General features: G+C 72.6%; 19 protein-coding genes and 1 tRNA gene. 5 read left to right on the top strand and 15 right to left on the bottom strand.

Annotated elements, in window-relative coordinates; genetic code table 11:
* Window positions 1-31 precede the first annotated feature (31 nt).
* Window positions 32-1,375: a DUF2254 domain-containing protein gene (locus tag ACFVYL_RS01310; protein WP_389712209.1), complete on the bottom strand. Its 1,344-nt coding sequence runs from the start codon at window positions 1,373-1,375 to the stop codon at window positions 32-34.
* Window positions 1,376-1,513: 138 nt separating this feature from the next.
* Between ACFVYL_RS01310 and ACFVYL_RS01305 the strand changes: the two genes are divergently transcribed.
* Window positions 1,514-1,601, top strand: a tRNA-Leu gene (locus ACFVYL_RS01305).
* Window positions 1,602-1,615: 14 nt separating this feature from the next.
* On the opposite strand, the gene ACFVYL_RS01300 is transcribed toward ACFVYL_RS01305, so the two are convergent.
* The 8 genes from ACFVYL_RS01300 to ACFVYL_RS01265 all read right to left on the bottom strand — a co-directional run bounded on the left by ACFVYL_RS01300 (window position 1,616) and on the right by ACFVYL_RS01265 (window position 8,874).
* A complete protein-coding gene (locus ACFVYL_RS01300; RefSeq protein ID WP_389712208.1) occupies window positions 1,616-2,353 on the bottom strand; it encodes a GntR family transcriptional regulator in 738 nt (245 codons plus the stop codon).
* A 144-nt stretch (window positions 2,354-2,497) separates the two neighbouring features.
* Complete coding sequence (locus ACFVYL_RS01295; RefSeq protein ID WP_389712207.1) at window positions 2,498-3,502, bottom strand: proline racemase family protein; 1,005 nt, start codon at window positions 3,500-3,502, stop codon at window positions 2,498-2,500.
* A 120-nt stretch (window positions 3,503-3,622) separates the two neighbouring features.
* The gene (locus ACFVYL_RS01290; protein WP_389712206.1) at window positions 3,623-4,543 is read right to left on the bottom strand and encodes a dihydrodipicolinate synthase family protein; all 921 of its coding nucleotides are present in this window, start codon (window positions 4,541-4,543) and stop codon (window positions 3,623-3,625) included.
* Window positions 4,540-6,216, bottom strand: coding sequence for an FAD-dependent oxidoreductase (locus ACFVYL_RS01285; protein WP_389712205.1), 1,677 nt, complete (start codon window positions 6,214-6,216; stop codon window positions 4,540-4,542). Before ACFVYL_RS01285 ends, ACFVYL_RS01290 begins: the two co-directional genes overlap by 4 nt.
* Entirely contained in the window at window positions 6,197-6,520 is a 324-nt protein-coding gene (locus tag ACFVYL_RS01280) for a (2Fe-2S)-binding protein (protein WP_389712204.1), read from the bottom strand. Before ACFVYL_RS01280 ends, ACFVYL_RS01285 begins: the two co-directional genes overlap by 20 nt.
* A gap of 138 nt (window positions 6,521-6,658) precedes the next feature.
* Window positions 6,659-7,798: an NAD(P)/FAD-dependent oxidoreductase gene (locus ACFVYL_RS01275; protein WP_389712443.1), complete on the bottom strand. Its 1,140-nt coding sequence runs from the start codon at window positions 7,796-7,798 to the stop codon at window positions 6,659-6,661.
* Between the two features lie 171 nt (window positions 7,799-7,969).
* A complete protein-coding gene (locus ACFVYL_RS01270; RefSeq protein WP_389712203.1) occupies window positions 7,970-8,716 on the bottom strand; it encodes a helix-turn-helix domain-containing protein in 747 nt (248 codons plus the stop codon).
* Window positions 8,717-8,727: 11 nt separating this feature from the next.
* Window positions 8,728-8,874 carry a hypothetical protein gene (locus ACFVYL_RS01265; protein WP_389712202.1) on the bottom strand — a complete coding sequence of 49 codons (147 nt, stop codon included), beginning with the start codon at window positions 8,872-8,874 and terminating at the stop codon, window positions 8,728-8,730.
* Between the two features lie 106 nt (window positions 8,875-8,980).
* Between ACFVYL_RS01265 and ACFVYL_RS01260 the strand changes: the two genes are divergently transcribed.
* Both ACFVYL_RS01260 and ACFVYL_RS01255 read left to right on the top strand, forming a co-directional pair.
* Window positions 8,981-10,123 carry an MFS transporter gene (locus ACFVYL_RS01260; protein WP_389712442.1) on the top strand — a complete coding sequence of 381 codons (1,143 nt, stop codon included), beginning with the start codon at window positions 8,981-8,983 and terminating at the stop codon, window positions 10,121-10,123.
* Window positions 10,124-10,316: 193 nt separating this feature from the next.
* On the top strand, window positions 10,317-12,650 hold the full coding sequence (locus ACFVYL_RS01255; protein ID WP_389712201.1) for a collagenase: 2,334 nt from the start codon (window positions 10,317-10,319) through the stop codon (window positions 12,648-12,650).
* A gap of 69 nt (window positions 12,651-12,719) precedes the next feature.
* Here ACFVYL_RS01255 and ACFVYL_RS01250 read toward each other — a convergent pair whose 3' ends face one another.
* Window positions 12,720-14,240, bottom strand: coding sequence for a glycoside hydrolase family 3 protein (locus ACFVYL_RS01250; RefSeq protein ID WP_389712200.1), 1,521 nt, complete (start codon window positions 14,238-14,240; stop codon window positions 12,720-12,722).
* A gap of 271 nt (window positions 14,241-14,511) precedes the next feature.
* Between ACFVYL_RS01250 and ACFVYL_RS01245 the strand changes: the two genes are divergently transcribed.
* Together ACFVYL_RS01245 and ACFVYL_RS01240 are read left to right on the top strand one after the other, a co-directional pair.
* Window positions 14,512-15,513 carry a zinc-binding dehydrogenase gene (locus tag ACFVYL_RS01245; RefSeq protein WP_389712199.1) on the top strand — a complete coding sequence of 334 codons (1,002 nt, stop codon included), beginning with the start codon at window positions 14,512-14,514 and terminating at the stop codon, window positions 15,511-15,513.
* Window positions 15,510-16,490: a Gfo/Idh/MocA family protein gene (locus tag ACFVYL_RS01240; RefSeq protein WP_389712441.1), complete on the top strand. Its 981-nt coding sequence runs from the start codon at window positions 15,510-15,512 to the stop codon at window positions 16,488-16,490. Before ACFVYL_RS01245 ends, ACFVYL_RS01240 begins: the two co-directional genes overlap by 4 nt.
* Before the next feature lie 12 nt (window positions 16,491-16,502).
* On the opposite strand, the gene ACFVYL_RS01235 is transcribed toward ACFVYL_RS01240, so the two are convergent.
* Genes ACFVYL_RS01235 through ACFVYL_RS01215 form a run of 5 tightly spaced genes read right to left on the bottom strand, consistent with a single transcriptional unit; the run spans window position 16,503 to window position 23,030 of the window.
* The gene (locus ACFVYL_RS01235; RefSeq protein ID WP_389712198.1) at window positions 16,503-17,363 is read right to left on the bottom strand and encodes a phytanoyl-CoA dioxygenase family protein; all 861 of its coding nucleotides are present in this window, start codon (window positions 17,361-17,363) and stop codon (window positions 16,503-16,505) included.
* A 24-nt stretch (window positions 17,364-17,387) separates the two neighbouring features.
* The gene (locus ACFVYL_RS01230; protein ID WP_389712197.1) at window positions 17,388-18,503 is read right to left on the bottom strand and encodes a hypothetical protein; all 1,116 of its coding nucleotides are present in this window, start codon (window positions 18,501-18,503) and stop codon (window positions 17,388-17,390) included.
* Window positions 18,504-18,510: 7 nt separating this feature from the next.
* Window positions 18,511-19,683, bottom strand: a complete 1,173-nt coding sequence (locus ACFVYL_RS01225; RefSeq protein ID WP_389712196.1) for a hypothetical protein — start codon at window positions 19,681-19,683, stop codon at window positions 18,511-18,513.
* A complete protein-coding gene (locus ACFVYL_RS01220; protein WP_389712195.1) occupies window positions 19,680-21,818 on the bottom strand; it encodes a DegT/DnrJ/EryC1/StrS family aminotransferase in 2,139 nt (712 codons plus the stop codon). The genes ACFVYL_RS01225 and ACFVYL_RS01220 overlap by 4 nt, the downstream gene beginning before the upstream one ends.
* 6 nt (window positions 21,819-21,824) lie before the next feature.
* On the bottom strand, window positions 21,825-23,030 hold the full coding sequence (locus ACFVYL_RS01215) for a radical SAM protein (RefSeq protein WP_389712194.1): 1,206 nt from the start codon (window positions 23,028-23,030) through the stop codon (window positions 21,825-21,827).
* Window positions 23,031-23,082: the final 52 nt, after the last annotated feature.

Here is a 23,082-nt window from a genome sequence, read left to right as displayed (position 1 = left end):
CTGCCTACACGCGGTGCGGAACCCGCGGGCGTCAGCCGATTCCCTGTCGGTCCGGTGTCAGCGCGAACGCGCGGTCCGCCGCTTCCGGCACCGAGCGCTCCACCGCCTGCGCGAGGAGCTCCCGGTGCCGCAGCAGCGGTTCGCGCCGTTCCGCGGGAGCGAGCAGCAGCAGATCGTCGAGACCGGCCAGCATGCGCCTGGTCACCTGAGGACTACCGAGCGCACACCCTCTGATCTCGGCGAACCCCAGATCGACCAGAGCGGTCCAGTCCGGCACCGACTGGACGAGCCGCAGCGCCCCGCGCCCGTCACGGTGGCCGAGCGCGCCCAGCGGATAGGGGGCGATCGAGGCCAGGAACTGCACGATGCGGTCCAGCGCCTGCACGGCGGTCGTCGGGTCGTTCACCGCGGGGGACAGGGCCCGCAGCGCGATGTCGGACAACTGCCGCAGGCCGAAGCCGAGGTCCTGGTGGAAGGTCCGCTCCACGCCCACGTACACGGTGTAGCCGAGCGCCCGGCGCGAGGGCGCGGCGCCGCCGTGAACCGTGAAGACGGGTGTCCCCGGCACCACGAAGTCGCCGATCCGCGGGATCAGCCGCAGGACGACTCCCTGGCGCCGGGCCGCCCGCACGGCCCGTGCGATGTTCACGTCCCGCAGCACCCCGGCCCTGCCCTGATGCGTGACCCGGGCGGTCTCCGGCCCGAGCTGCCCGGTGTCGACCGGCAGCTCTGTGGGCTGTTTCACAGCGACCCGGAACGATTCGTGCGCGATCCTGTCGATCACGAAGCCGATCCGCATCATCCGGACCGTTCCGTTCACGTACGCCACGAACAACAGCAGACTCAGCAGCACCATCGCCATCGCAAGTACCGCCTCGATCAGCGGGACGCTCGTCAGGAGCCGGGCGTCGTGCTCGCTGTCGAACGATGTGAGGGTCAGCAGGGAGAAGAGGAACGTCGCCATGAACACGGTGAGCGTGATCTTGGTGATGCGGGACCGGACATACAGCCGCACTACGCGTGGGCTGAACTGGCCGCTGGCCATCTGCACGGCGACCAGCGAAATGCTGAAGACGACACCGATGAAGGTCATCATGGCGCTGCCGATGGTGCTGATCACCGCCTTGGCGTCGTCGGCGATGCCCATCAGGTCCTTGATCGCGTCGTAGTCGCCGTCGTCCCGCAGCGTCGCGACGATCTCCGCGTCCAGCTCCGACGCGGCCCACCACAGGAGCATGGCTCCCAGCAGCCCCGCGGTCGGCGCGAACCACATGGTGTCCCGCAGGTGCTCGCGCAGCGGGGACAACATCCGGGGGCGGCGCCGCTTCATGTCGCCGAGCGCCCCGGTGGCACCGGTAATCAACCCGTCACTCATGGTGAGACTCTAGGCGCGCTCGCGCTGGCCACCGTGCATCTCGCGGTCTGCGGGCGGATACGCAGGTGAAAGGCACTCCGAAACCTTGGTATTGTTGTCCATGTCGCCGCGGGGAACACCCCGAGCGGCAGACACCTTGTCCGGGTGGCGGAATGGCAGACGCGCTAGCTTGAGGTGCTAGTGCCCTTTATCGGGCGTGGGGGTTCAAGTCCCCCCTCGGACACCAGCAGGAACCCCAGTTCATCTGGGGTTCTTTTGCGTTGTGGCACGGGTGCGCGGGGCGGCGGGGACCCGTGCGTCGCGTGGGGGCGGGGTCCGGCCCTCGGCCCACAGGGAGCGCACGTGTCCCAGGTGTCGCGCCATGCATCGCTCCGCGGCCTTCGCGTCGCCGGACAGCATCAGGTCGAGGAGTTCGATGTGCTCCTCGGCCGACGGGGTCAGCTGATCACGTTCGTCCAGGGTCGTCAGGCCGTAGAGGCGGGAGCGCTTGCGGAGATCGCCGACCGTCTCGACCAGCCGGTCGTTGCCCGACAGGGCGAGGAGCGAGAGGTGGAAGCGGCGGTCGGCCTCCAGGTAGCCGATGAGGTCGTGGTCGCGGGCGGCGCGGACGATCTCCTCGGCGACCGGACGCAGCACCTCCAGATCCTCCCGGGCCGCGGTGCGGGTGATCCGGCCGATCATGGGGACCTCGATCAGGCTGCGGATCTCCGTGTACTGATCGAGGTCGCGCTCATTCACCTCGGTGACCCGGAAGCCCTTGTTGCGGACGGGCTCGACCAAGCCTTCCCGGGCCAGGTCGAGCATCGCCTCGCGGACCGGCGTCGCCGAGATGCCGAAGTCCTCGGCGAGGCCGGGCGCGGAGTAGATCTCGCCGGGGCGCAGTTCGCCGGAGATCAGGGCGGCTCGCAGGGCGTGGCCGACCTGGTCGCGCAGTCGCTCCCTGGTGGTGATGAGGTTCTTCTGCTTCAGGTGCCCCATGGTGTCCCCTCCGGTGGTTCCCGCGCCCGTGGTACCCGTGCCCGTGGTACCCGTGCCCGCGCGGATCACCAAAGTACAATGTCACGTTGCCAGTTGGGGACGGAGCGAGGACCTTGCGGCGGCGTCGGGGCGATGGCGCGGGGCTCAGAGGAGGAAGCCCGCGGGGAAGGGATCGTCTGGGTCCAGGAAGTACTGGGCCGTGCCCGTGATCCAGGCACGGCCGGTGATCAGGGGGACGACCGCGGGCAGACCCGCCACCTCCGTCTCCGCGATCAGCCGCCCGGTGAACTCCGTGCCGATGAACGACTCGTTCACGAAGTCACGGTCCAGCGGGAGTTCGCCGCGGGCGTGCAGCTGTGCCATCCGCGCCGACGTGCCCGTCCCGCACGGCGAGCGGTCGAACCAGCCCGGGTGGATCGCCATCGCGTGCCGCGAACGGCGGGCGTCCGACCCCGGGGCGGCCAGATAGACGTGCTTGACCCCGGTGATCTCCGGCTGCTCGGGGTGCGTCGGACGGTCCGGCGACGCGTTGATCGCGTCCATGACGGCGAGGCCCGCCGCGAGCAGGTCGTCCTTGCGCGCCCGGTCGAACGGGAGCCCCAGGGCGTCGAGCGGGACGAACGCGTAGAAGTTCCCGCCGTACGCCATGTCGTACGTGACCGTGCCGTGCCCGGGCACCTCCACCTTGCGGTCCAGCGCGACGCAGAACGCGGGGACGTTGGTGAGAGTGGCCGAGGTGGCCGCGCCGTCGGACACGCGCACGTCGACGGAGACCAGACCCGCCGGAGTGTCCAGGCGGACCGTCGTGACCGGCTCGGCGACCTGGACCATGCCGGTCTCGACCAGAACGGTGGCCACGCCGATGGTGCCGTGGCCGCACATGGGAAGCAGCCCGGAGACCTCGATGTAGAGGACCCCGTAGTCGGCGTCGGGGCGGGTCGGGGGCTGGAGGATCGCGCCGCTCATCGCCGAGTGGCCGCGCGGCTCGTACATCAGCAGGGTGCGCAGGTGGTCCAGGTGCTCGATGAAGTGGAGCCTGCGGTCGGCCATGGTGGCGCCGGGGAGCACCCCGACGCCCCCGGTGATCACACGCGTGGGCATGCCCTCGGTGTGCGAGTCGACGGCGTGGAAGACGTGACGGGTGCGCATGGATCCCTTCCGGTTGTCGGTCTCGGTGCGGCGGCGGTGAGTCTCGGCGGCGGTGGACGCGGCGGCGGTGGGCCTCAGGGGTGATGGGCCTCAGGGGTGATGGGCTCAGCGGTCGTGGGCTCAGCGGTGGCCGGCCGCCATCGCCTTCTCGGTGGCCGACCGCACGAACGCCTCCGTGGGGCCGGACAGCGGTGCGCGCGGCGGGCGGGTCGGACCCCCGCGTCGGCCCACGATGTCCATCGAGACCTTGATGGCCTGCACGAACTCCGTCCTGGAGTCCTGGCGCAGCAGCGGGTGCAGCGAGCGGTAGAGGGGCAGCGCCGTGGCGAGGTCCTGGGCGCGGGCGGCGGCGTAGAGCTCCGCGCAGGCGGCGGGGAAGGCGTTCGGGTAGCCCGCGACCCAGCCGACCGCGCCCGCGAGGACGAGTTCGAGCAGGACGTCGTCCGCTCCGGCCAACAGGTCGAGGTCCGGAACGAGTTCGGCGATCTCGTACGCCCTGCGGACGTCCCCGGAGAACTCCTTCACGGCCACGACGCTGCCGTCGCCGTGCAGTCGGGCCAGCACGTCCGGTGTCAGGTCGATCCTGGTGTCGAGGGGGTTGTTGTAGGCGACCACGGGCAGGCCGGCCTCGGCGGCCTCGGCGTAGTGGTCGCGTACGGAACGCTCGTCGGCGCGGTAGGCGTTCGGCGGCAGCAGAAGCACCGAGCCGCAGCCCTCCGCCGCGGCCTGCTCGGCCCAGCGGCGCGACTCGGCGCTGCCGTACGCGGACACGCCGGGCATCACGCGGGCCCCGTCGCCCGCGGCCTCGACGGCGGTACGGACGACGCGGGCGCGCTCGTCGTCGGTGAGGGTCTGGTACTCGCCGAGGGAGCCGTTGGGGACGACGCCGTCGCAGCCGTTGCCGATGAGGTGGCGGACGTGCTCGGCGTAGGCGTCGTAGTCGACGGACAGGTCCTCGTGCAGGGGGAGCGCGGTGGCGACCATGATGCCGCGCCAGGGGCGTTCGGCGGTCCAGGCGGCAGAGGTCGTGGCGGCGGTCATGAGGGCTGCCCTTCTGTTGGGTGGGGCGGGGTGGTGGGATTGCTGGAGGGGCGGGAGGGGCTGGGTGCGTCGGCGGCGTCAGGGTGGGGGGACTCTGGTGATTCCGGGAGTGCGGCGAGGGCGGCGAGCGGTACGGGGGCGGCCAGGGGGCGGCGATCCGGGGGCTCGATGGTCTGTGGGGGGCAGGGACGGGAGGCGTCGTCGGAGGAAGAGGAGGAAGAGAGGGAGGGCGAGGGAGGAGGTGGCGTCGAGGACGCGGCGAGGCAGGCCACAGCCGACCCGCACATCCGGCCCTGGCACCAGCCCATGCCCGCCCGGGTGAGCAGCTTCACGGTGCGTGCGTCACGGGCCCCGTATTCCGTGACGGCCTCGCGGACGCGGCCCGCGGGGACTTCCTCGCAGCGGCACACATCCGTGTCGTCGGAGAGCCACCGCGTCCACCCGGGGCCCGGCGCGTGCGTGGCGGCCATGACGTCCGCGAAGGCGCGCATCCGGTCGCGGCCACGCCGCAGAGTGCGCAGGTGCGCGACCGGGGCGGGGCGTCGCCCGGTCAGCCGAGCGGCGATGGCCAGTGCTGCCAACTCGCCCTCGGCGATGGCGAGTCGCGCGCCGCCGACGCCGGAGGTCTCGCCTGCTGCCCACATCCCGCGCAGGGATGTCTCCTGCAGCGGCCCCAGGGTCAGCGCGTGCGTACCGTCGGCCGTGCGGCGGGTGGTGCAGCCCAGGCCGGTCGCCAGGTCGATCTGCGGGATCAGGCCGTGGCCGACGGCCAGCGCGTCGCAGGCGATGCGGCGGCCCGAGCCCGGCACCGGCCGCCAGTCGCGGTCGAGGCGGGACACGGTCACCGCCGTCACCCGATCCATACCGTGCGCCTCGGTCACCGCGTGCCGGGTGCGCAGGCGCACCTTGTGGCGCAGTAATGCCGTGCCGTGGAGCGCGGCCTCAGCCAACTTCCTTGGCTGGGCGGCCAGTACGCCCGGGTGGCGGGCGTAGCCGAGATAGCCGGTGGCCTCGATCAGTTCGGGCACCTCCGCCCCGGCCGCGGTGAGCGACGTGGCCACGGCGAGCAGGAGGGGGCCGCTGCCCGCGACGACTACGCGCCTGCCGGGCAGGGCGAGACCGGACTTGAGCATGGCCTGGGCGCCGCCCGCACCCACCACCCCTGGCAACGTCCAGCCGGGGAACGGGAGATGGCGTTCGTACGAGCCGGTGGCGAGGAGGACGGTACGGGCGCGCACGACCACGGGGTTCTGGCCCTGTCCGTCCTCGCCGGTGAGCGCGTGGACGGACCAGTGGTCCTCGGCCTCGCGCGTGACCGTCCACACGTGGTGGCCGAAGAGCAGGGTGGCGTCGCTCGCCGCCAAGCGGTCGCGCAGGCCGGCGAAGAGCGGCCAGTCGTGGTGAAGAGCCTCGGGGCGGGTGGCGCGAGCGGCCGGGGCCGGGTGCCGGTAGAACTGTCCGCCCGGCTGCGCGGCCGAGTCCAACAGGGCTACGGACAGACCGAGTTCCGCCGCTCGTACGGCCCCGGCGAGACCCGCCGGTCCGGCACCGAGCACCACGACGTCGTACCGCTCGTCGTGGCCGGTGCGCGCCCCGGGCCTCTGTGGTGACCTGGGCCTCTGTGGTGACCTGGGCGAGGACCCGTGTGGGTCCTCAGATGCCGAGCCCGGCATGACCGTCTCCTTCCTGGGTGGTGACCTTGTCGCCGGGGCGGGCGGTGACCAGGCAGGCGCGCCGGTTGGGCTGCCCGTTGACGGTCGCGAGGCAGTCGTGGCACTGGCCGATCCCGCAGAACGCCCCTCGTGGCCGCCCGCCGCTCCGGGTGGTCCGCCAGGCGAGGATTCCGGCGGACCAGAGCACGGCGGCGATGGACTGGCCCGGCAGCGCGTCGATTCGGCGCCCGTCGAAGGTGATCGGGAAGGTGGCGTCGGTGGCGGCCCCCACGAGATCGGCGGGGGTCCGGTCGTCACGTGCCATGAGGCCGGCTCCTCTCGAAGGAGGTCGTGGGCGTGGACGCGCGCATGACGTCGGACTCGGACATGGCTGGTGCGCGCGTGGCGGCGCAGACGGTAGGGGAGACGACAGGGCTGTGGACGGCGGAGGTTCGGCGGCATCTCATCGTGCGGCGCCCTCCCGTGTGAAGCGGTCAGGGGCGAACGGCCGTACGGGCAACGGTGGTTCGCGGCCGGTCAGCATCGCGGCGACGAGCGCCCCCGTCGCCGGGGCGAGGCCGATGCCCGCGCCCTCGTGGCCGCAGGCGTGCAGCAGGCCGGGGACGCGCGGGTCGGGGCCGATCGCCGGGAGGTGGTCCGGGAGGTAGGGGCGGAACCCCGCGTACGTGCGGATCGCCCGCACCTCGGCGAGTACGGGGAACAGCCGCAGGGCCTGGGCCCCGAGCCGCCGCAGGACCTCGACCGACAGCGTGCGGTCGAAGCCCACCCGTTCCCGGCTCGCCCCGATCAGTACCGGGCCCGCCGGGGTGCCCTCCACCACGGCGGAGGTCTGCAGCGCCGCGGAGCCGCTCGCGACGTCGGCGACGTACTCCGCGGAGTACACCTTGTGGCGCACCACGCGCGGCAGCGGTTCGGTGACGAGGACGAAGCCGCGCCGGGGGAGTACGGGCAGGTCCACGCCTGCCACACGGGCGAGTTGACCGCCCCAGGTGCCCGCCGCGTTGAGCACGTGCGGGGCCCGCGCCTCGCCCCGGTGTGTCCGCACGCCCCGCACCTCGCCTCTCGTGCCGGTGAGGAACCCGGTCACTTCCTCGCCGAGCCGCAGCGTGAGGCGTCCGGCGTCGGCGGCCGCCCGCAGCAGATGGGCGGCGGCGAGGGCGGGCTGCACCTGCGCGTCCTGCGGGTAGTGGAAGCCGCCCGCGAGGCCGGGTGCCAGGTGCGGTTCGAGGTCGGTGAGGCGGTCGGCCGGGACTTCGACGGCCTCGACGCCCGCGCCCGTCTGTCGTGCGGCGAAGTCGCGCAGAGCGGCGAGGCCCGGCTCGGTGGACGCGACGACCAGGCCGCCCTTCGTCTCGTACTCGATGCGCGCGGGGAGTTCGGCGGCGAGCTCCCGCCACAACCGGGCCGAAAGCAGGGCGAGTTCGAGCTCCGGTCCGGGCTCCTTGTCGGAGACGAGGAGGTTGCCCTCGCCCGCTCCGGTGGTGCCGCCGGCGACAGGGCCGCGGTCGATGACGGTGACGTGGAGTCCGGCGCGGGCGGCGTAGTAGGCGCAGGCCGCGCCGACCACGCCCGCCCCGACGATGACGAGGTCGGAACGGTCCGTGCGGTACGAGGGGTCTGAAGGGGCCGAGAGGTCCGAGAGGTCCGGCGGTCCGGACGGGTGTCCCGTGAGCACGGCAGTAATATTTCACATGGCACTGGTGCTGCCAAGGGTCCGTGCGCGCACGGGAGTTGAGAGCCCGGGTGTCGAGGATCAGTCGCGGCGGTGGTGGGTGCCGGGGGTGTATCCGTAGGCCCGGCGGAACACGTCGATGAACGCGCTGGTGGAGGACCATCCGCAGCGGTGCGCGACCGTGGTGACCGGTGCGCCGTCGGCCAGCATGCGCAGCGCGTGGTAGAGGCGAAGTTGGGTGCGCCACTGGGGGAACGTCATGCCGAGTTCGCGCCGGAAGAGCCGGCTGAGGGTGCGTTCGCCCGCCCCCGCCGCGGTGGCCAGCTCGGCCAGTCCGCGCGGGTCGGCGGGGTCGCGGCGCAGCAGATCGCAGACGGCGGCCAGGCGGGGGTCCGAAGGCGCGGGCAACTGCACGGGCTCCTGCGGCGAAGCGCGCAGCTGGTCGAGGAGTACGGCGCGCAGGCGGCGGCGCTCCGGTGACTCGTCGTGCGGGGTCCGGGTGCAGGTCAGGATCAGTTCGCGCAGCAGGGGGCCGACGGCGAGGACGGTCGGGGCGGACAGTCCGAGCGGGTTCGTGGTGGCGGGCAGTCCGACCAGATGCAGGGCGAGGTGGCCGTAAGCGCGGTGTGCGTGCGTGCATCCGGCGGGGACCCAGATGGCACGGGTGCCCGGCGCGAACCAGGTGCCCGCGTCGGTAGTGACGGCTACGACGCCGGAGCCCGCGTAGACGATCTGGTGGTCGTCGTGGCGGTGCGCGTCGATGTGCTCGCCAGGGGCCAGCGTGCGGGTGGCGGTGGGTGCCGCGGGGGTGTGGCGGATGTTCGGCACAGGTTGGCACTTTATCGGAAGCGGGCCAGGGCGGGCGGTGGCGACGATGAGTCGATGTCGATGAACCGGACGCCGGATGCGGCGAAGAACGCGACGAAGAGTGCGGCTAGCAGCGCGGCGAAGAACGCGGCGATGAGCAGGCCGATGAGCGCGACCAAGAGTGCGCCGACGAGCGCGACCAAGAGCGCGCCGACGAGCGCGGCGCGACAGGCCGGGGACGCGAGCCGCACCCGACGCGGCCGCGCGCCCTCCCGCCCCCGCCCCATCGCCCTGCTCTCGCTCGGCCATGCCTGCGTGGACGTCTATCAGGGGGCCGTCGCCGCCCTGGTGCCGTTCTTCGTCTCGGAGCGTTCCTACACCTATGCCGCCGCCTCCGGCATCGTGCTGGCCGCCTCGTTGCTCTCCTCCGTGGTGCAGCCGCTGTTCGGCGCGCTCACCGACAAGTGGGCGATGCCGTGGCTGCTTCCGGTGAGCACGCTGGTGGGCGGGGCCGGGGTCGCCCTCGCCGGGGTGGGCGGGAGCTATGTGCTGACCCTGCTGTTCGTCGCCGTGTCCGGCATCGGCGTCGCCGCGTACCACCCGGAGGCCGCGCGGCTGGCCCGGCAGGCGGGCCGAGGCAGCCACACCGCCATGAGCTGGTTCTCGCTGGGCGGCAACGTCGGCTTCGCGGCCGCGCCCCTGCTGGTCTCCGTCGTCGTCGCCACGGGCGGCCTGCGGGCGTCGCCGCTCCTCGTCGTGCCTGCCCTCGCGGGTGCGGTGCTGTGCGTGGCCGCGCTGCGGAGCGTCAGGGCGCGGGAGGCGGCGGCTCCCCGAGAGGCGAGTCCCGTGGCGGTCGCCGAGGACGACTGGCCGTCCTTCGTCAGGCTGTCCGGTGCCATCGTCTGCCGTTCGATCGTCTTCACCGGACTGAGCACGTTCATCGCGCTGTACGGGCGCGAGCGCACCGGCGGAGGTGAAGTCTCCGGCACGGTCGCGTTGTTCGTGCTCTACCTCGGCGCCGCGGTCGGCACCGTCGTGGGCGGACGGCTCGCCACCCGGCACGGCCGCCTCCCGGTCGTCCGGTGGTCGTACGCCCTTACGGTCCTCGCGGTGGCAGGGGTGGTGCTCGTGCCGGGGCCGCTCCTGTACGCCTTCGTCGCGCTCGCCTCGGCCGGTCTGTACGTGCCGTTCTCTCTGCACATCACCCTCGGCCAGGACTACCTGCCCCGGCGGATGGGGACCGCGAGCGGCGTCACTCTGGGGCTGGCCGTGAGCATCGGTGGCCTCGCGAGCCCGTTGATCGGCGCCGTCGCCGACGCCGCTTCCCTGCGGGTCGCTCTCGCGCCACTCATTGCGCTGCCCGCGCTCGGCTGGCTCCTCCTGCGCACGCTGCGCGAGCCGGGGGCGGGTTCCGCATCGTCCTCCTGAGTTCTGAAGTCCAGGGCGGTTAGCGGTGTCTGAGGGGTTGTCAGTGCAATATCACATTACTACGTTACGCATCACATGACGCAGCGGTGGCCATGAGGCAGCCGCTCAAACCCCGCTGCGTGAACGTCAGTTGATGCTGACCGCACCGCATGGACAGCACCACACGCCCCCACCTCCCACACAGGAGTACTCGGTGTCCCAGATACGTCTACGAACCCTGCGCAGATCCGTGCTCGCCGGCGCGGCAGCGGCGGCCCTCTGCGTCCCGGCCGCCCAGTTCGCCTACGCGGCCGAGCCTTCCCCCGTGGCAGCGAAGCCCCACGCCGCCGCGACACCGCCCGGGCCCGCCGCGCCGAACCCCTTGGACGTCGTCGACCGCAGGGCGAAGGCGCCCGAGCCGAGCGCCTACGAGGTCCCGGCGCCCGGCGGGCTCAAGGACGGCCGCATCCCGGGCGCGCGTACGCCGAAACCGAAGGAGCGGCACACGGCGAAGGCCGATGCCGCGCCGTGCACCCTCGACGGGGTCACCGGCCTGTCGCCCGAGCGGTTCGCCGACTTCCTCGCCGACCCGGCCGTCACCGCCGACGGCTGTCTGCGCACCCTTGTCTGGAGCTGGGACCGGCGGCTCGCCCCCGTCATGTCGGACGCACACGTCCAGGCCGTCTCCGGCCGCATCGCCCGGCTGGCCCCCGCCCACGACGGCAAGAACGGCAGCAATCTCCTGGAGATGCTCACCTATCTGCACGCCGTCGCCTACCAGGACTTCTCGCACGACGAGATCGACGTCACCGACGCTCCGACCGTGGACGCCATGCGTCGCGCCGTCGCCGCGTTCGGCTCCGCGGGCCGCACCTTCGACGTGACCCGGACCAATGCCGACTCGCTGCGCGAGGCGCTCTACGCAGCGAGCGCCCCGGGGCTTCGGCAACACCAACTACCTCTGATCAAGCGTGTGTTGGTAACCATGGACGCCGCTCATCCGGAGACGGCGAAGGACGCGGCCTGGGCCGGTTCCGCGCTGGCCGCGCTCTCCCTGAACTACCTCGGTGTCTATCCCGGCAACCAGGACGCGGCCTTCCACGCGGCGGTCAAGGCCGACCCCTCGTACCGGGCCGCCTTCAAAGCCTTCGGCACCTACACCCACCTCAAGGGCACCGGCAACGCCTGGGTGGTGCGGGACGCGCTGAGCGAATACGGGCGCTTCGGCCAGATCGAGGGGCTCACGAGCGAGATCGTCTCCGGGCTCGGCGGCCTCGTGGCCGTCACCGCCCGCAACTTCGGTGAGGGCAGCGCTCCTTGGGCGAAGGTCGCCACCTGGCTGAACGAGTTCGGTGCCTGTGCGCCCTACAAGGTGTGCAAGGCCGACATCGAGCGCCGCCTCTTCCCGCAGACCTACACGTACGACAAGGGCGGCATGAAGGTGCGCACGGCGCTCGACCGGGGCACCGTCGACCAGCTCTACTACGCGAGCAAGCAGGTCAAGGCGCACTTCCACCGTGTCGTCGGCACCGAGGAGCCCCTCACCGACGACCCCAACACCGGCCTGACGACGGTCCTTTACGCCTCGCGCGCCGACTACGAGAACTACCACCCGCTCCTGACCGGGATGGACACCAACAACGGCGGCGTCTACATCGAGCGCGGCGCGACCTTCTACACCTACCAGCGGCGCGTCCCGCAGGACTCCTCGCTGACGCTGGAGGAACTCTTCCGCCACGAGTACACGCACTACCTCAACGGCCGCTGGGCGGTGCCCGGTTTCTTCGGTGAGGGCCCCTGGTACCAGGGCGACCGGACGACCGCGATGGACGAGGGGACGGCCGAGTTCTTCGACGGCGCCACCCGCGACGACGGGATCAAGGTCCGCAAGTCGCTGGTGCAGGGCATCATCGACGACACGGCGAAGGGCGGCCCCCGGATGACCGTGGATCAGCTGCTGCACGCCACGTACGACGGTGACGGCTTCCGCTTCTACGACTACGCGGGCACGTTCTTCGAGTTCCTGTGGACCGAACGCCCCGCGCTGCTCCAGGAGATGTACCGCCTGCTGCGGGCCGACGACCCGGCGGGCTTCGACGCCTGGCGCACCCGGCTCGGCAGGGACGGCGCTCTGCAGAGCCAGTACGACGCCTTCCTCGACAAGCAGATCGCGCACGTCGACGACCTCTTCGTGCCGGACACGACGTACGTGCCGGTCGGCGAGTTGCGCGACACCGCCGCCGAGCAGGTGCGCGCCTCCTTCGCGGCCACCACGGGCATCACGCCCGCCTGCCGCTCCAACGGGGCGCCGGAGCGGCCGCGGTACACCTGTACGGGGCGGATCACCGCGAACCTCCGCGCGTCCGGCGACCCGGACGCCGTCTTCGAGGACATGTCGGAGACGGTCGACTACTTCGTTCTCGACCGGTCCGCGGCGGGTGACAACAACCTGGCCGACATGAACTGCTCGTTCGGCACGGTGGACATCTGGTCCGACGGCCGCGCGGGCAGCGCCAACTTCAGCTGCGACGGCCCGCTGAAGGGGTGAGAGTGCGGGCCTCCGGACCGCCGTCGGGCAGACGGGGCTCCGGAGGCCTCCCGGAAGGGGCGGGCGTGGTCAGCCCGTGGCGCCGGCGAGCAGCTCCGCCGCCGCGATGCCCGACACCCGGGTGGCGCCGTGCGTGACCAGGTGGGTGGCGCCGAACGCGTTGCCCACCGGGACGCCCATCTCCACGACCAGGGCGTCGGGGCGGCAGCGCAGGATGCGGCTGAGGGTGTCGGTCATCCAGCGGTGGCGGGCCGCGTCGCGGACCACGACGACCAGGGCCCGGCCCGTCGCCGGGGTCAGGACCTCGCGGTCCAGGAGGTCTTCCGCGCGGTCGAGTTCGGGCTCCGTCAGGCGGACGGACGTCGTGCCCGGGCGCAGGTCGCGCAGCGGGACGGCGACGCCCCAGGGGGTGTTGCCGTCGATGGCGAGGTTCATCGTGGGGGAGAGCTCCACGACGTGCGGTGTCCCGGCGAGCGGGAGCGCGGCGTTCGCGGTGCCGGGGCGATGGCGCACCCGTACGGCCCGGCGCGCCGCGACCAGGCCGATGTCGGAGGGCCCGGCGTCCCGGGCCACGGCCCGGGACCGCTCGCCGGACCAGGCGGCGAACTCCCGTACGCGTCCGCTGGCCTCGACGAGCCTGCCCTCGGGGAGCGAGCCGTCGAGCACCGCCTTCACCAGGGCCGTGGAGAGCAGGTCGAATGTGGCCTCGTCGGCGCTCTCGCCGCCCACACAGACCGCGTCCACGCCCCCGGCGACCGCCTTCACCGTCGCCCCGTCGATGCCGTAGCGGTCGGTGACCGCGCCCATCTCGATGCCGTCGGTGACCAGCAGACCGTCGAAGTCGAGCTCCCCGCGCAGGAGTTCCACCAGGATGTGGTGGCTGAGGGTCGCGGGCAGGTCCGGGTCGTAGGCCGGGGCGAGCAGGTGCGCGGTCATGACCGCCCGGACACCCGCCTCCATCGCCGCGATGAACGGCGGCAGCGCGGTGAGCGCGATCTCCTCGGCGGAGCCCTTCACCTGCGGCAGGCCGTAGTGCGAGTCGACGACCGTGTCGCCGTGGCCGGGGAAGTGCTTGGCGCAGGCGGCGACGCCGGCCTGCTGCAAGCCGCGGATCCAGGCGGCGGTGTGCCGGGAGACGACGTCGGTGCGGGACCCGAAGGAGCGCACGCCGATCACCGGGTTGAGCGGGTTGGAGTTGACGTCGGCGCTGGGCGCGAAGTTGAGGGAGACGCCGGCGGCGTGCAGGTCGCGGCCGATGTCGTGGGCGACGCGCTCGGTCAGGTCGATGTCGTCGACGGCGCCGAGGGCGAGGTTGCCGGGCCGGGACGAGCCGGTCCAGGCCTCCAGGCGGGTCACGTCGCCCGCCTCCTCGTCGATGGCGACGATCAGGTCGGGGTTCTCCGCGCGCAGGGTCGAGGTGAGCCGCGCGACCTGCTCGGGCGTCTCGATGTTCCGCGCGAACAATACGACGGAGCCCAGGCCCTCGGCGATCCTGCGGCGCAGCCAGTCGGGGGCCGTGGTGCCCTCGAAGCCGGGCTGCAGCACGGAGTTGGCGAGGTGCTCCAGAGTCGGGTCACTGCTCGATGCCATGGCGCGACCTCCGAAGTTGCGGGTACGGCTGATGCGGGTGCGTGGCTCGGGGTGGAGCGGCAGGCGGTGCCTGAGGCGTACGGTGCACGGGATGTGCGGTGGGGCTCCTGCCCATTGGTCCAGGCCAATCGGATAGTGGATATTGGCTCGTACCGAACAGGGCTGTCAAGGCGTCCGAACCGGTCGAGCCGGGCGATTGCGCCATGGCGGGGCGCGAGTTGGGGAATCCTTGGGACTTCCGCTGGTCGCATCCGGTGAAGGGGAGAGGCTCATGCGCAGGTACGAGCTCGTCGGCAGGCGCGACATCAGGCTGGTGACCGACGTCGCGGTGCCGGAACCAGGACCGCTCGAGGTACTCGTCAAGGTGCGGGCCTGTACGGTCTGCAACCGCAGCGACCTCGCCTACTTCCACTACCACGGGCTGCGGGAGCACTGCTCGCAGGGCTGTTTCGGCCATGAGGTCGCCGGGGTCGTCGAGGCGGCCGGGGCCGGTGTGCGCCGGGTCGTGCCCGGCCAACGGGTCTTCGTACGGACGCCGCTCACCACCGGGTACGCCGACTTCGCGCTTGCCCGTGAGGTGGCCGTCGGCGCGCTGCCCGACTCCGTGCCCTTCGAGCAAGGCGCGATCCTGCAGCTCCTGCCGCTCGCCGTGCACGCCACCCGGGGCGTCCGGCTCGGCGACCGGGTCGCGATCGTCGGACAGGGGCCGGTGGGGCAGCTGGCGCTGCGGGTCGCCGTGGCGCGCGGCGCCGCCGAGGCCGTCGCCGTCGACCTCGACGACTGGCGACTGGAGCGGTCCGCCGCGGCGGGCGCCGACGCGGTCCGCCGCGTGGACGGCAGCGCGACACAACTCGCCGCCGTCGGCGCGGACTTCGACGTGGCCGTCGACGCCGTCGGCACCCCCACGACCCTCAACGCCTGCGTCGGACTCGTACGGCAGAACGGCCTCGTCGTCCTCCTCGGCACCCACCACGTGGACACGCACGTCACTCTCGACCTGGTCACCTGGGAGCGCAAAGGCCTGCGCGTGCACAGCTCCGCCGAACCCCTGGACACCGCCCGCGCCGAGGCGCTCGCCGTCGCCGAACGCCTCGCCCACCGCCGCACCGACGCCCTGCGCCTGCCCGACCTGCACACGCACACCTACCCCCTCGACGAACTCCCCAAGGCCATGGAACAGCTCTCCGCCAGCCGCTCCCTCTACCCGGACGCCGAACAGGCCCCCTACGACGGCCCTCCGGCCGAGACGCTGAAGGTGGCGATCGTCCCCTGAAGTGGAGCATCGCCGGATACGGCGACATCGTCACCCGCCGCGTGCTGCCCGCCCTGCACGCGCTCGGCGAGGAGCCGGTGGCCCTCTGGGGCCGTGACCCGCGCCGCGCCGCGCGCACCGCCGAGCGGTTCTCCGTCGCGCGCTCGGGCGGCGACCCCGACGTGCTCCTCGCCGACGTCGACGCCGTGTACGTCGCGACGCCCGTCGTCGGCCATGTGCCGCTCGCCCGGGCCGTGTTGGCGGCCGGACTGCCCGTACTGATCGAGAAACCGCTCGCCGGCGGCCTCGGCACCGGCGGGGCGCTCGGCACGGCGGGGCCCCGCGCGGGCGTCGCCTACTACCGCAGGCTCGCCCCCGCCGTGCGACGGCTGCGCCAGGAACTCGGCGGGTGGACGCCCGACCGGGTGGAGGTGCGCTTCCGGTGTGCCTTCGCGCCGGGGCCCGACGACCCGATGCGCTGGCGCACCGACCCCGCCGTGTCGGGCGGCGGTGTCCTCGCGGACGCCGGAAGCCACCGGATCGACCTGCTGCTCCATCTGTTCGGACGGCCGTACGAGATCACGGCGCGGCTCGGCGGACGCTTCCCGCGCGGAGCCGAGCGGCAGGCCGAAGTCGCTCTGCGCTGGCGGTCGGGGCTGCGGGCGCACTGCCTCGTGGAGTGGGGGGACGGGCCGCCCGTGGACCGGATGCGGCTCACCGGCGGCGGCCGCACCGTGACCCTGGATCCGCTCGACTCGGGGCGCGTGGAAGGCGCCGCGGGGCCACGGACAAAAGGCGCCGCCGGGGCACCGGCACCGCTCTTCCTGCCGCCCGCGGCCAACCCGCACCAGCCGCTGCTCGCCGACTTCGCGACCGCCGTCGCGACCGGCGCCGACCCGGTCTGCCCGGTGGCCGAGGCCCTGCTGGTCGACGACGTGATCATCGCGGCGGAGCGCTCGGACGCGGCGGGCGGACGGGCGGTGCGGCCCTGGGGCTGAGAGCCTGAGCCCTCAGGCCCCGTCGTCCGCCGACCAGGGCCGCAGCCAGCGAGGGTCCGGGGTGTCGTCCGAGCGTACGAAGCGGGCGTCGACGGACAGCCGCATGGCGTCCGTCGTCGTGTCCAGGGACGCGTGGATGACGCGCGGCACATGCACCATCACGTCTCCCGCGCGGAAGTCGGCGTACAGCCAGCGGCGGCCGAGCGTGCGGGCGGTCAGCTCCAGATCGTGGCAGATCTGCCGACGGTCGCCGGGCCGGTCGGTGACGTCGCGCAGCGGCGCGTATTCCTCGGGCGGCAGCCGGTGGGAGCCCTCCAGATAGACCAGGGAGCCGGTCTGCGGCGGGCAGTCGCCGACGGGGATCCAGAAGGTGACGACGCGCGGTGAGCCCTCGTCCATGTAGTCGTGGTCGACATGGGCGCGGGAGGCGCGCCGGGTGCCCCGGTGGAAGTGGCGCAGGATGCGGCGTGGCAGCATCTCCGCCTTTCCGTCGAGGAGTTGGCAGGCAAGGTCGGATAGTACGGGGTTGCTGACGAAGTGGGCGAAGGGGGCCGAGCGCACGAACGCGTAGGCCGGGTGCCCCGCCACGCCGTACTCGGGAACCCCTGCGGGCACCCGGCCGGAGAAGACGCCGTCCACCGGGCCGGTGCTGGAGGCCAGCAGGTCCGGCGGGAAGAGCGAGAAGTACTGCCCGCGCAGCCGCAGCACCTCGGCGCGGTCGAGCAGCCCCGGCAGATACAGATAGCCGTCCGCGTGCAGCCGCTCCCGCAGCGCGCCGGGATTCCCCCGTGACAGCAGCCGCGCACTGGGGCGCAGCGGGCCGAAGAGCTCCGGCGTGAAGGGTATGGGTAAGCCGTTCGATGACAGATTCACGATGGGTGTCCCTCGATCCTTCGGTCAGTAGACGCCTTCCACCGCCTCCTCGGCGTCCGCGGACTCCTGGAAGGGCCGCACCGCGGCGACCCCGTCCCAGGGGAACCACGGGTGCGGCCCGGTCCTCACCGCGCTGTCCCGCTCCAGGAGATTGGGCAGGAAGAGGTCTTCGAGGAGAGTCGTGGCCCGGATACGGCCCCGCTGTCCGACTTCCACCTCGCGCCACGGGTCCGCCGGGTCGACGACCTTCAACACCGCGAAGGGCGGCGGCAGATGATAGGAGTGGCCGGTTCCGCCGGGCACGACGGGCGCGCCCGGCACGGCGTCGGCCTGCAGGGCGTGGCCGACCAGGGTGTTGCCGTAGGTGTCGATCCACTGCACGCCCGGCAGGTGCTCCTCGTGCAGGAACTCCGCCTCGGCGGCGGTGCACGAGGTGCCTCCGGTGCAGACCGCCCGGATGCCGTAGGTGTGCAGGGGGCGCGGCAGCCGCATCGCGAGTTCCACGAGCAGCCGCGAGGTGGTGAAGAGCAGTGTGGGCCGCTCGGCCGCGAGCAGCGCGAGCGTCTGGTCGATCAGGTGCCCGGTGTACGCGTCGGCCGCGCCGCCCGAGCGCAGCGCGGCCTTCACCCAGCGCGGATCGAAGTCGATGGCGTGCACGGCACCGCGCCAGCTGTCCGCGAGCCCCTCCACGAAGTGCCCGTACGCGTGCGGGCCGCCCGGCGTCATCGCGAGCACGTCGCCGCCCGCCACGCCGCGCGCCTCGAGCACCGTGCGGTAGATCTCCACGTCGTACGCGAGGCGCGTGACGTTCACGATCCGGCACGGCGCGCCCGTGGTGCCGCCGGTCTCGAAGACCCGGAAGGGCCGGTCGCGGTAGCCGCGCGGGTACAGGTCGCGGGCCTTCGCGGCGCGCAGCTCGGCCTTGTCGAAGAGCCCGAAGCGGTCGAGGGAGGCGAAGGTGTCGATGTCCCGGATCGGGTCGAAGCCGAGCTTGTCCCGGCGCGTCAGCCAGAAGCGGCTGCCGGTCTTCGGGTCGAAGTGCCAGCGCATCATGCGGCGCGTCCAGGCGTCGAGGCCGACGGCCAGCTCCGGGACGCGGGCGCGCAGCGTGTCGGACAGCGCGCCGAGGACGGTGGTCATGCGGGCCTCACTTCGCTGGGCGGTACACGAACAGGGACTCGGCGGTGATGGCCCGTACGGCCTCGGGGGAAGCGCTCAGGACGGTGGCGAAGGGGAAGGGGACCTCGTGCCCGATGAGGGGGTGGGAGGCGTCCGCGGCGGAGAAGTGCCCTTCCAACAGGGCTAGTTGTGGCCTGGCGTACATGTCGTCCGTGGTGCTGCGGGTGACGGGCGGCAGGCGGGTGAGGACGCGGTCGCCGGGGCGCAGGCGGTCACTGACGGTGCGCGCCGCGCTCTCGGCCGCGCCCGGCTCGCGGAAGGCGGACAGCGGCAACTCCCCGTCGGGCGGGAGGGCGTCGAGGGCGGCGGCCAGGGCCAGTGCCAGGGGTCTTGCCGCGCCGGGTGCCTCGCAGACGACGGTGCGTACGTTGCTGCAGAACCGTCCGGAGTCCGCCGCGACCAGCGGCAGCAGCCAGGGCACGGCCTCGTCGGCCGGCATGCCCGGGGGCACCAGGGCGCAGCCCCGGCCGGGACCGTGCAGCGTGAGCCCGGGGGAGTCGCGGACCGACGCGGCGAGCCCGGCGCCGCCGTACACGACCTGCCGGTCCGTGAGGCGCAGCAGCCCCTTCAGGGTCCCCTGGGCGGCGGGGTACAGGCCGACGCGGGCCGGGGGCCAGCCCGCCGCGAGGAGGGCGGCGACGAGCCGGGCGGCGGAGAGCGGTTCGCGGCGGCTCGGGCGCACCCACACGCCGGCCGAGCGCTCCGCCTGGTCGCAGACCGACTCCAGGCAGGTGAAGGTGTTGCCCGGCAGCGCGACCAAGGCGAGCAGGCCGTCGGGCTCGGGGGCGTCGCCCCGTGCGAGCAGGCCGTCACGGAGCATCGCGCACCACCGGTCGACCAGCGGTCGCGGCAGCCCCGCGCTCTCCCACAGGGCCGCGCGGAAGTCCTCGGCGCTCTGCTCGCCGACACCGCCCACGGCGAGGGTCGCGTGATCGAACAACTCCACGGCAGAGAGCAGGTGTTCACGTCTTCGGGTGAGCGGGGGCAGGTCGGGGAGCGTGCCGTCCCACCATCGGCGGTCCGCGTCGGCGACGATCTCCGGCACCAGCGAGAGCTCCCGGCCGGCTGGTCCGGGCAGGGGCTCCCGGTCCAGCGACGGCCGCCACTCACCCCTGCGGAACGCACGGAGCACCGCTGTCACGGCAGCTCGCTGCGGAGCGCGTGGGCCACCCGTATCTGCTCGGCCTCGGTGAGGGACGGGTACAGCGGCAGGGCGACGTGGTGCCGTGCGAACCAGCGGGCCCGCTCGAACGGACCGTCCCCGGCGTCCTGCCGCCGTTGTGGCGCGAAGTAGGGGTGGTCGCACAGCAGATGGTCGTAGACCTCGCCGGCCAGGGACACACCGTGCCGTTCCCGCAGCCGCTTCTTCAGGAGCGGGCGGTCGAGGGGCCCGTCCGCGTCGAGGTAGACGAGGTACTTGTAGAAGTTGCTGCCCGCGGCCCCGGGCACGGCGTGCGGCCGGACGCCCGGTACCTCGGCGAGCAGCGCGTCGTACCGGGCGGCCAGCGCACGGCGGGCCGCGAGCGTGCGGGAGAAGCGCTCCAGGTCCACCGTGCCGACGGCGGCGTGCAGTTCGCTCAGCCGCCAGTTGCCGCCGGGCCGGTCGTGCAGCGTGGAGCCCTGGGCGCTCTTGCCGTGGTCGCGCCAGCGCCGCACCTGCTCCAGGTCGTCCGCCGACGGGGCGCAGAGCAGCCCGCCCTCGCCACTGACGGCGACCTTGGTGGGGAAGAAGGAGAAGGCGCCGAACCGGCCGAAGCTCCCGGCCGGATGCCCGTCGAGGGTGGCGCCGAGGGCGTGCGCGGCGTCCTCCACCACGGGGATGCCACGGTCGCGGGACTCCGCGAGCACCGCTTCGAGCGCGGGCGAGACGATGCCGCCGATGTGCACCGGCAGGACGGCGGCGGTGTCGGGGTGCCGGTCGAGGGCGGCGCGCAGCGCGTCCGGGTCCATGCCGAGGCCGTCCAGCTCGATGTCGACGAAGCGTGCGGACGCCCCGGCGCGGACGGCGGCGGCCGCCGTGGCGAAGAACGTGTTGACCGGTACGAGCACCGTGCGGCCCGCCACACCGATGATGCGCAGCGCGATCTCCAGTGCCGCCGAGCCGGAGGCGACCGCCGCCGTGTCCGCGCCGGTCCAGGGGCGGGCGAGCTCCTCGAAGCGGGCCACCTGCGGGCCCTGGGTCAGGATGCCGGAGGCGAGCGCGGCGTCGACGCGGTCGAGCACGGCGCGCCGGTCGCAGATCTCGAAGTGGATGCGTTGCGCGGGCACTTCGAGGCCTGCGACAGGTTCCGAGGCGCTCGTGGGGGCCGGTTCGGGCAGCGTGCGGGTGAAGAAGTCCGCCGCGTGGCCGACGTGGGTGCCGTGCCCCATGGGGAGTCCGTGGATCTCCGCGTCGGCCCCGACGGCCGCGTACGTCTCCCGGACGCTGTCGGCGGCGGCCCGCGCGTCGGCCGGTTCCAGGTAGGAGTCGGCCGTGCCGTACTGGAGCTGGAGCGGGGCCGGGGCGAGGGCGCCGTACAGGTCGGGCAGGTCGGCGTACTCAAGGATGCCCGGGAGCACCGCCCCCTCGTAGCCGGTCAACAGCCGTTCGTACAGGGCCGGATAGCTGCCGACGTGGCTCGCCGCGCAGAGCGGGATGCCCCGGCGTTCGGTGAGCAGCGCCGTGTGCAGGGCGACCGCCGCGCCCAGGCTGTGGCCGAAGAGGCCGACGCGGCACGGGTCGACGAGCGGATGCGCGGCGAGGACGTCGAGCGCGCCCAGGGCGTCGCCGACGAGGGCGCCGAGCAGGGAGCGGCCGGTGAGGGCGAACGCGTGGGCCAGCAGCGCCCCTTCGTCCCGCCCGGCCCTGCGGGCGGCGTCCATGCCGCCGCCGATGCCGTGGTCGAAGGAGAGCGTGACGAAGCCGGCCCGCGCCAGGTGTTCGGCGACATTGCGGTCGGGGTGGTCCGGCGGCACGTCCCCGGTGAGCTGGTCGAGGCGGGCGTTCTTGCCGCCGAGGACGAGGACGGCCGGGCCCCGCGCGGTGTCCGGCGGCGCGAGGAGGGTGCCGTGGAAGGAGCCGCGTACGGGGGACTCGAACAGGAGCCGTTCGTGGCGGAGGCCGTCGCGTGCCGAGGCGGTCGACCCGGCGATGACGAGCGGGGCCCGCTCCACGCGGGCGAGCCGTTCGACGACGGCACGGACCCGGCGGGCCCGGGCCGCGTGCTCGTCGGTGCTCTTGGCGTGCCGCAGGACCGGCTCGGCGGCGAGGAGCCGCTGGACGTGACGTAGCTGCATGCGCGCTCAGACGAAGTCGCCGTGCAAGGTGCTCGGCACTTCCAGCGCGTAGGCGTCCAGGGCCTCGTCCAGTTTGATCTGGCCGCGTTTGAGGAGTTCCAGGAGTTCGTTCTGCGGGCGGTAGAAGCAGGATTTACACAGGTCGGTCCTGCGCGGATTGGACGCTTCCCACTCGGCGCGCGGTCCGCCTTCGAGCACTTCCGCGTATCCCTGTTCGACGACATTGCCGATCAGATAGCGGCTGTTGAGATGCACCTGCGGGCACGGATAGAGATTTCCGTCGGCGCCGACGGCCGTGACGAAACGGCTGTAGTGGCAGCGCTCGAAGTCGCCCTCTACCTCTTCGACCTGGTCCATCGGGCCGCGGTCGAGTTTCGGCACCGACACTTCGAAGGCGTCGGTGGAGAGTTCGGCGGCGCGGGTGAGGGATTCGGAGATCTCCGGCATCACGGATTCGATGGTCTCGTGCCCGAGTGCGCTGTAGAATTCGGGCTCGAAGCGCACGTAATGCGCTCCGGACTCATGGGCGATACGGGCCGCCTCCATGATTTCCCGGTAGTTCTGCAGGGTGATCACATAGTTGAAGCCGATGCGGAAGTCGGGGTCGACGGCCCGCTCCCTGAGCTTGCCGACCGAGCCGATGAATTTCGAGAACGTCTGCTCGCGGTCCCGCGTGATGTCGTCGAAGGTGGCTTCCGTGCCGGCGTTCAGGCCGATCCGGACCCAGGTGTGCGTCTCGGCGACGCAGTCGGCGACCTTCGGGCGGCCCAGGCGCGAGCCGTTGGTGATCAGGCCGATCCGCAGCCCGGCCGCGTGCCCGGCCCGGCAGATCTCCGCGTACCCGGGGTGGATGGTGCACTCGCCGCTGCCGCAGAAGGTGACCGCGCGTCCGTCGTTCTCGGCGAATTCGCGCAGCAGGGTCACTGCCTTGTCGGTGGCGATCGAGTCCTTGAACGAGAACAGGTCGTAGAACTGTTCTTCGTTGGGGGAGTGGAAGTTGCAGAAATTGCACCGCATGTTGCAGGCGCCCATGATGCCGATCCGCATGTGAACCGGCTTGATCTCCTGGTCCGCCACGAATCGACGCAGCAATTCACCGTGGGCGAGGACCTTCTGGGGAGAGTGCGCCTGATCTAGGCTGACAATTGGCAGACCTTCACGATTTTGGGGGGCTGCCATTCCGATTTCGCCGACACCTGGTGTGCTGTTCACGAACCCCCCACGCATGATCGATGTGCGGTGACGTTGTTCGAGCGTATTCCGG

The organism is Streptomyces sp. NPDC058308 (assembly GCF_042880275.1).
Classification (GTDB): Bacteria; Actinomycetota; Actinomycetes; order Streptomycetales; family Streptomycetaceae; genus Streptomyces.
This window is presented reverse-complemented; position numbering and strand designations above follow the sequence as displayed.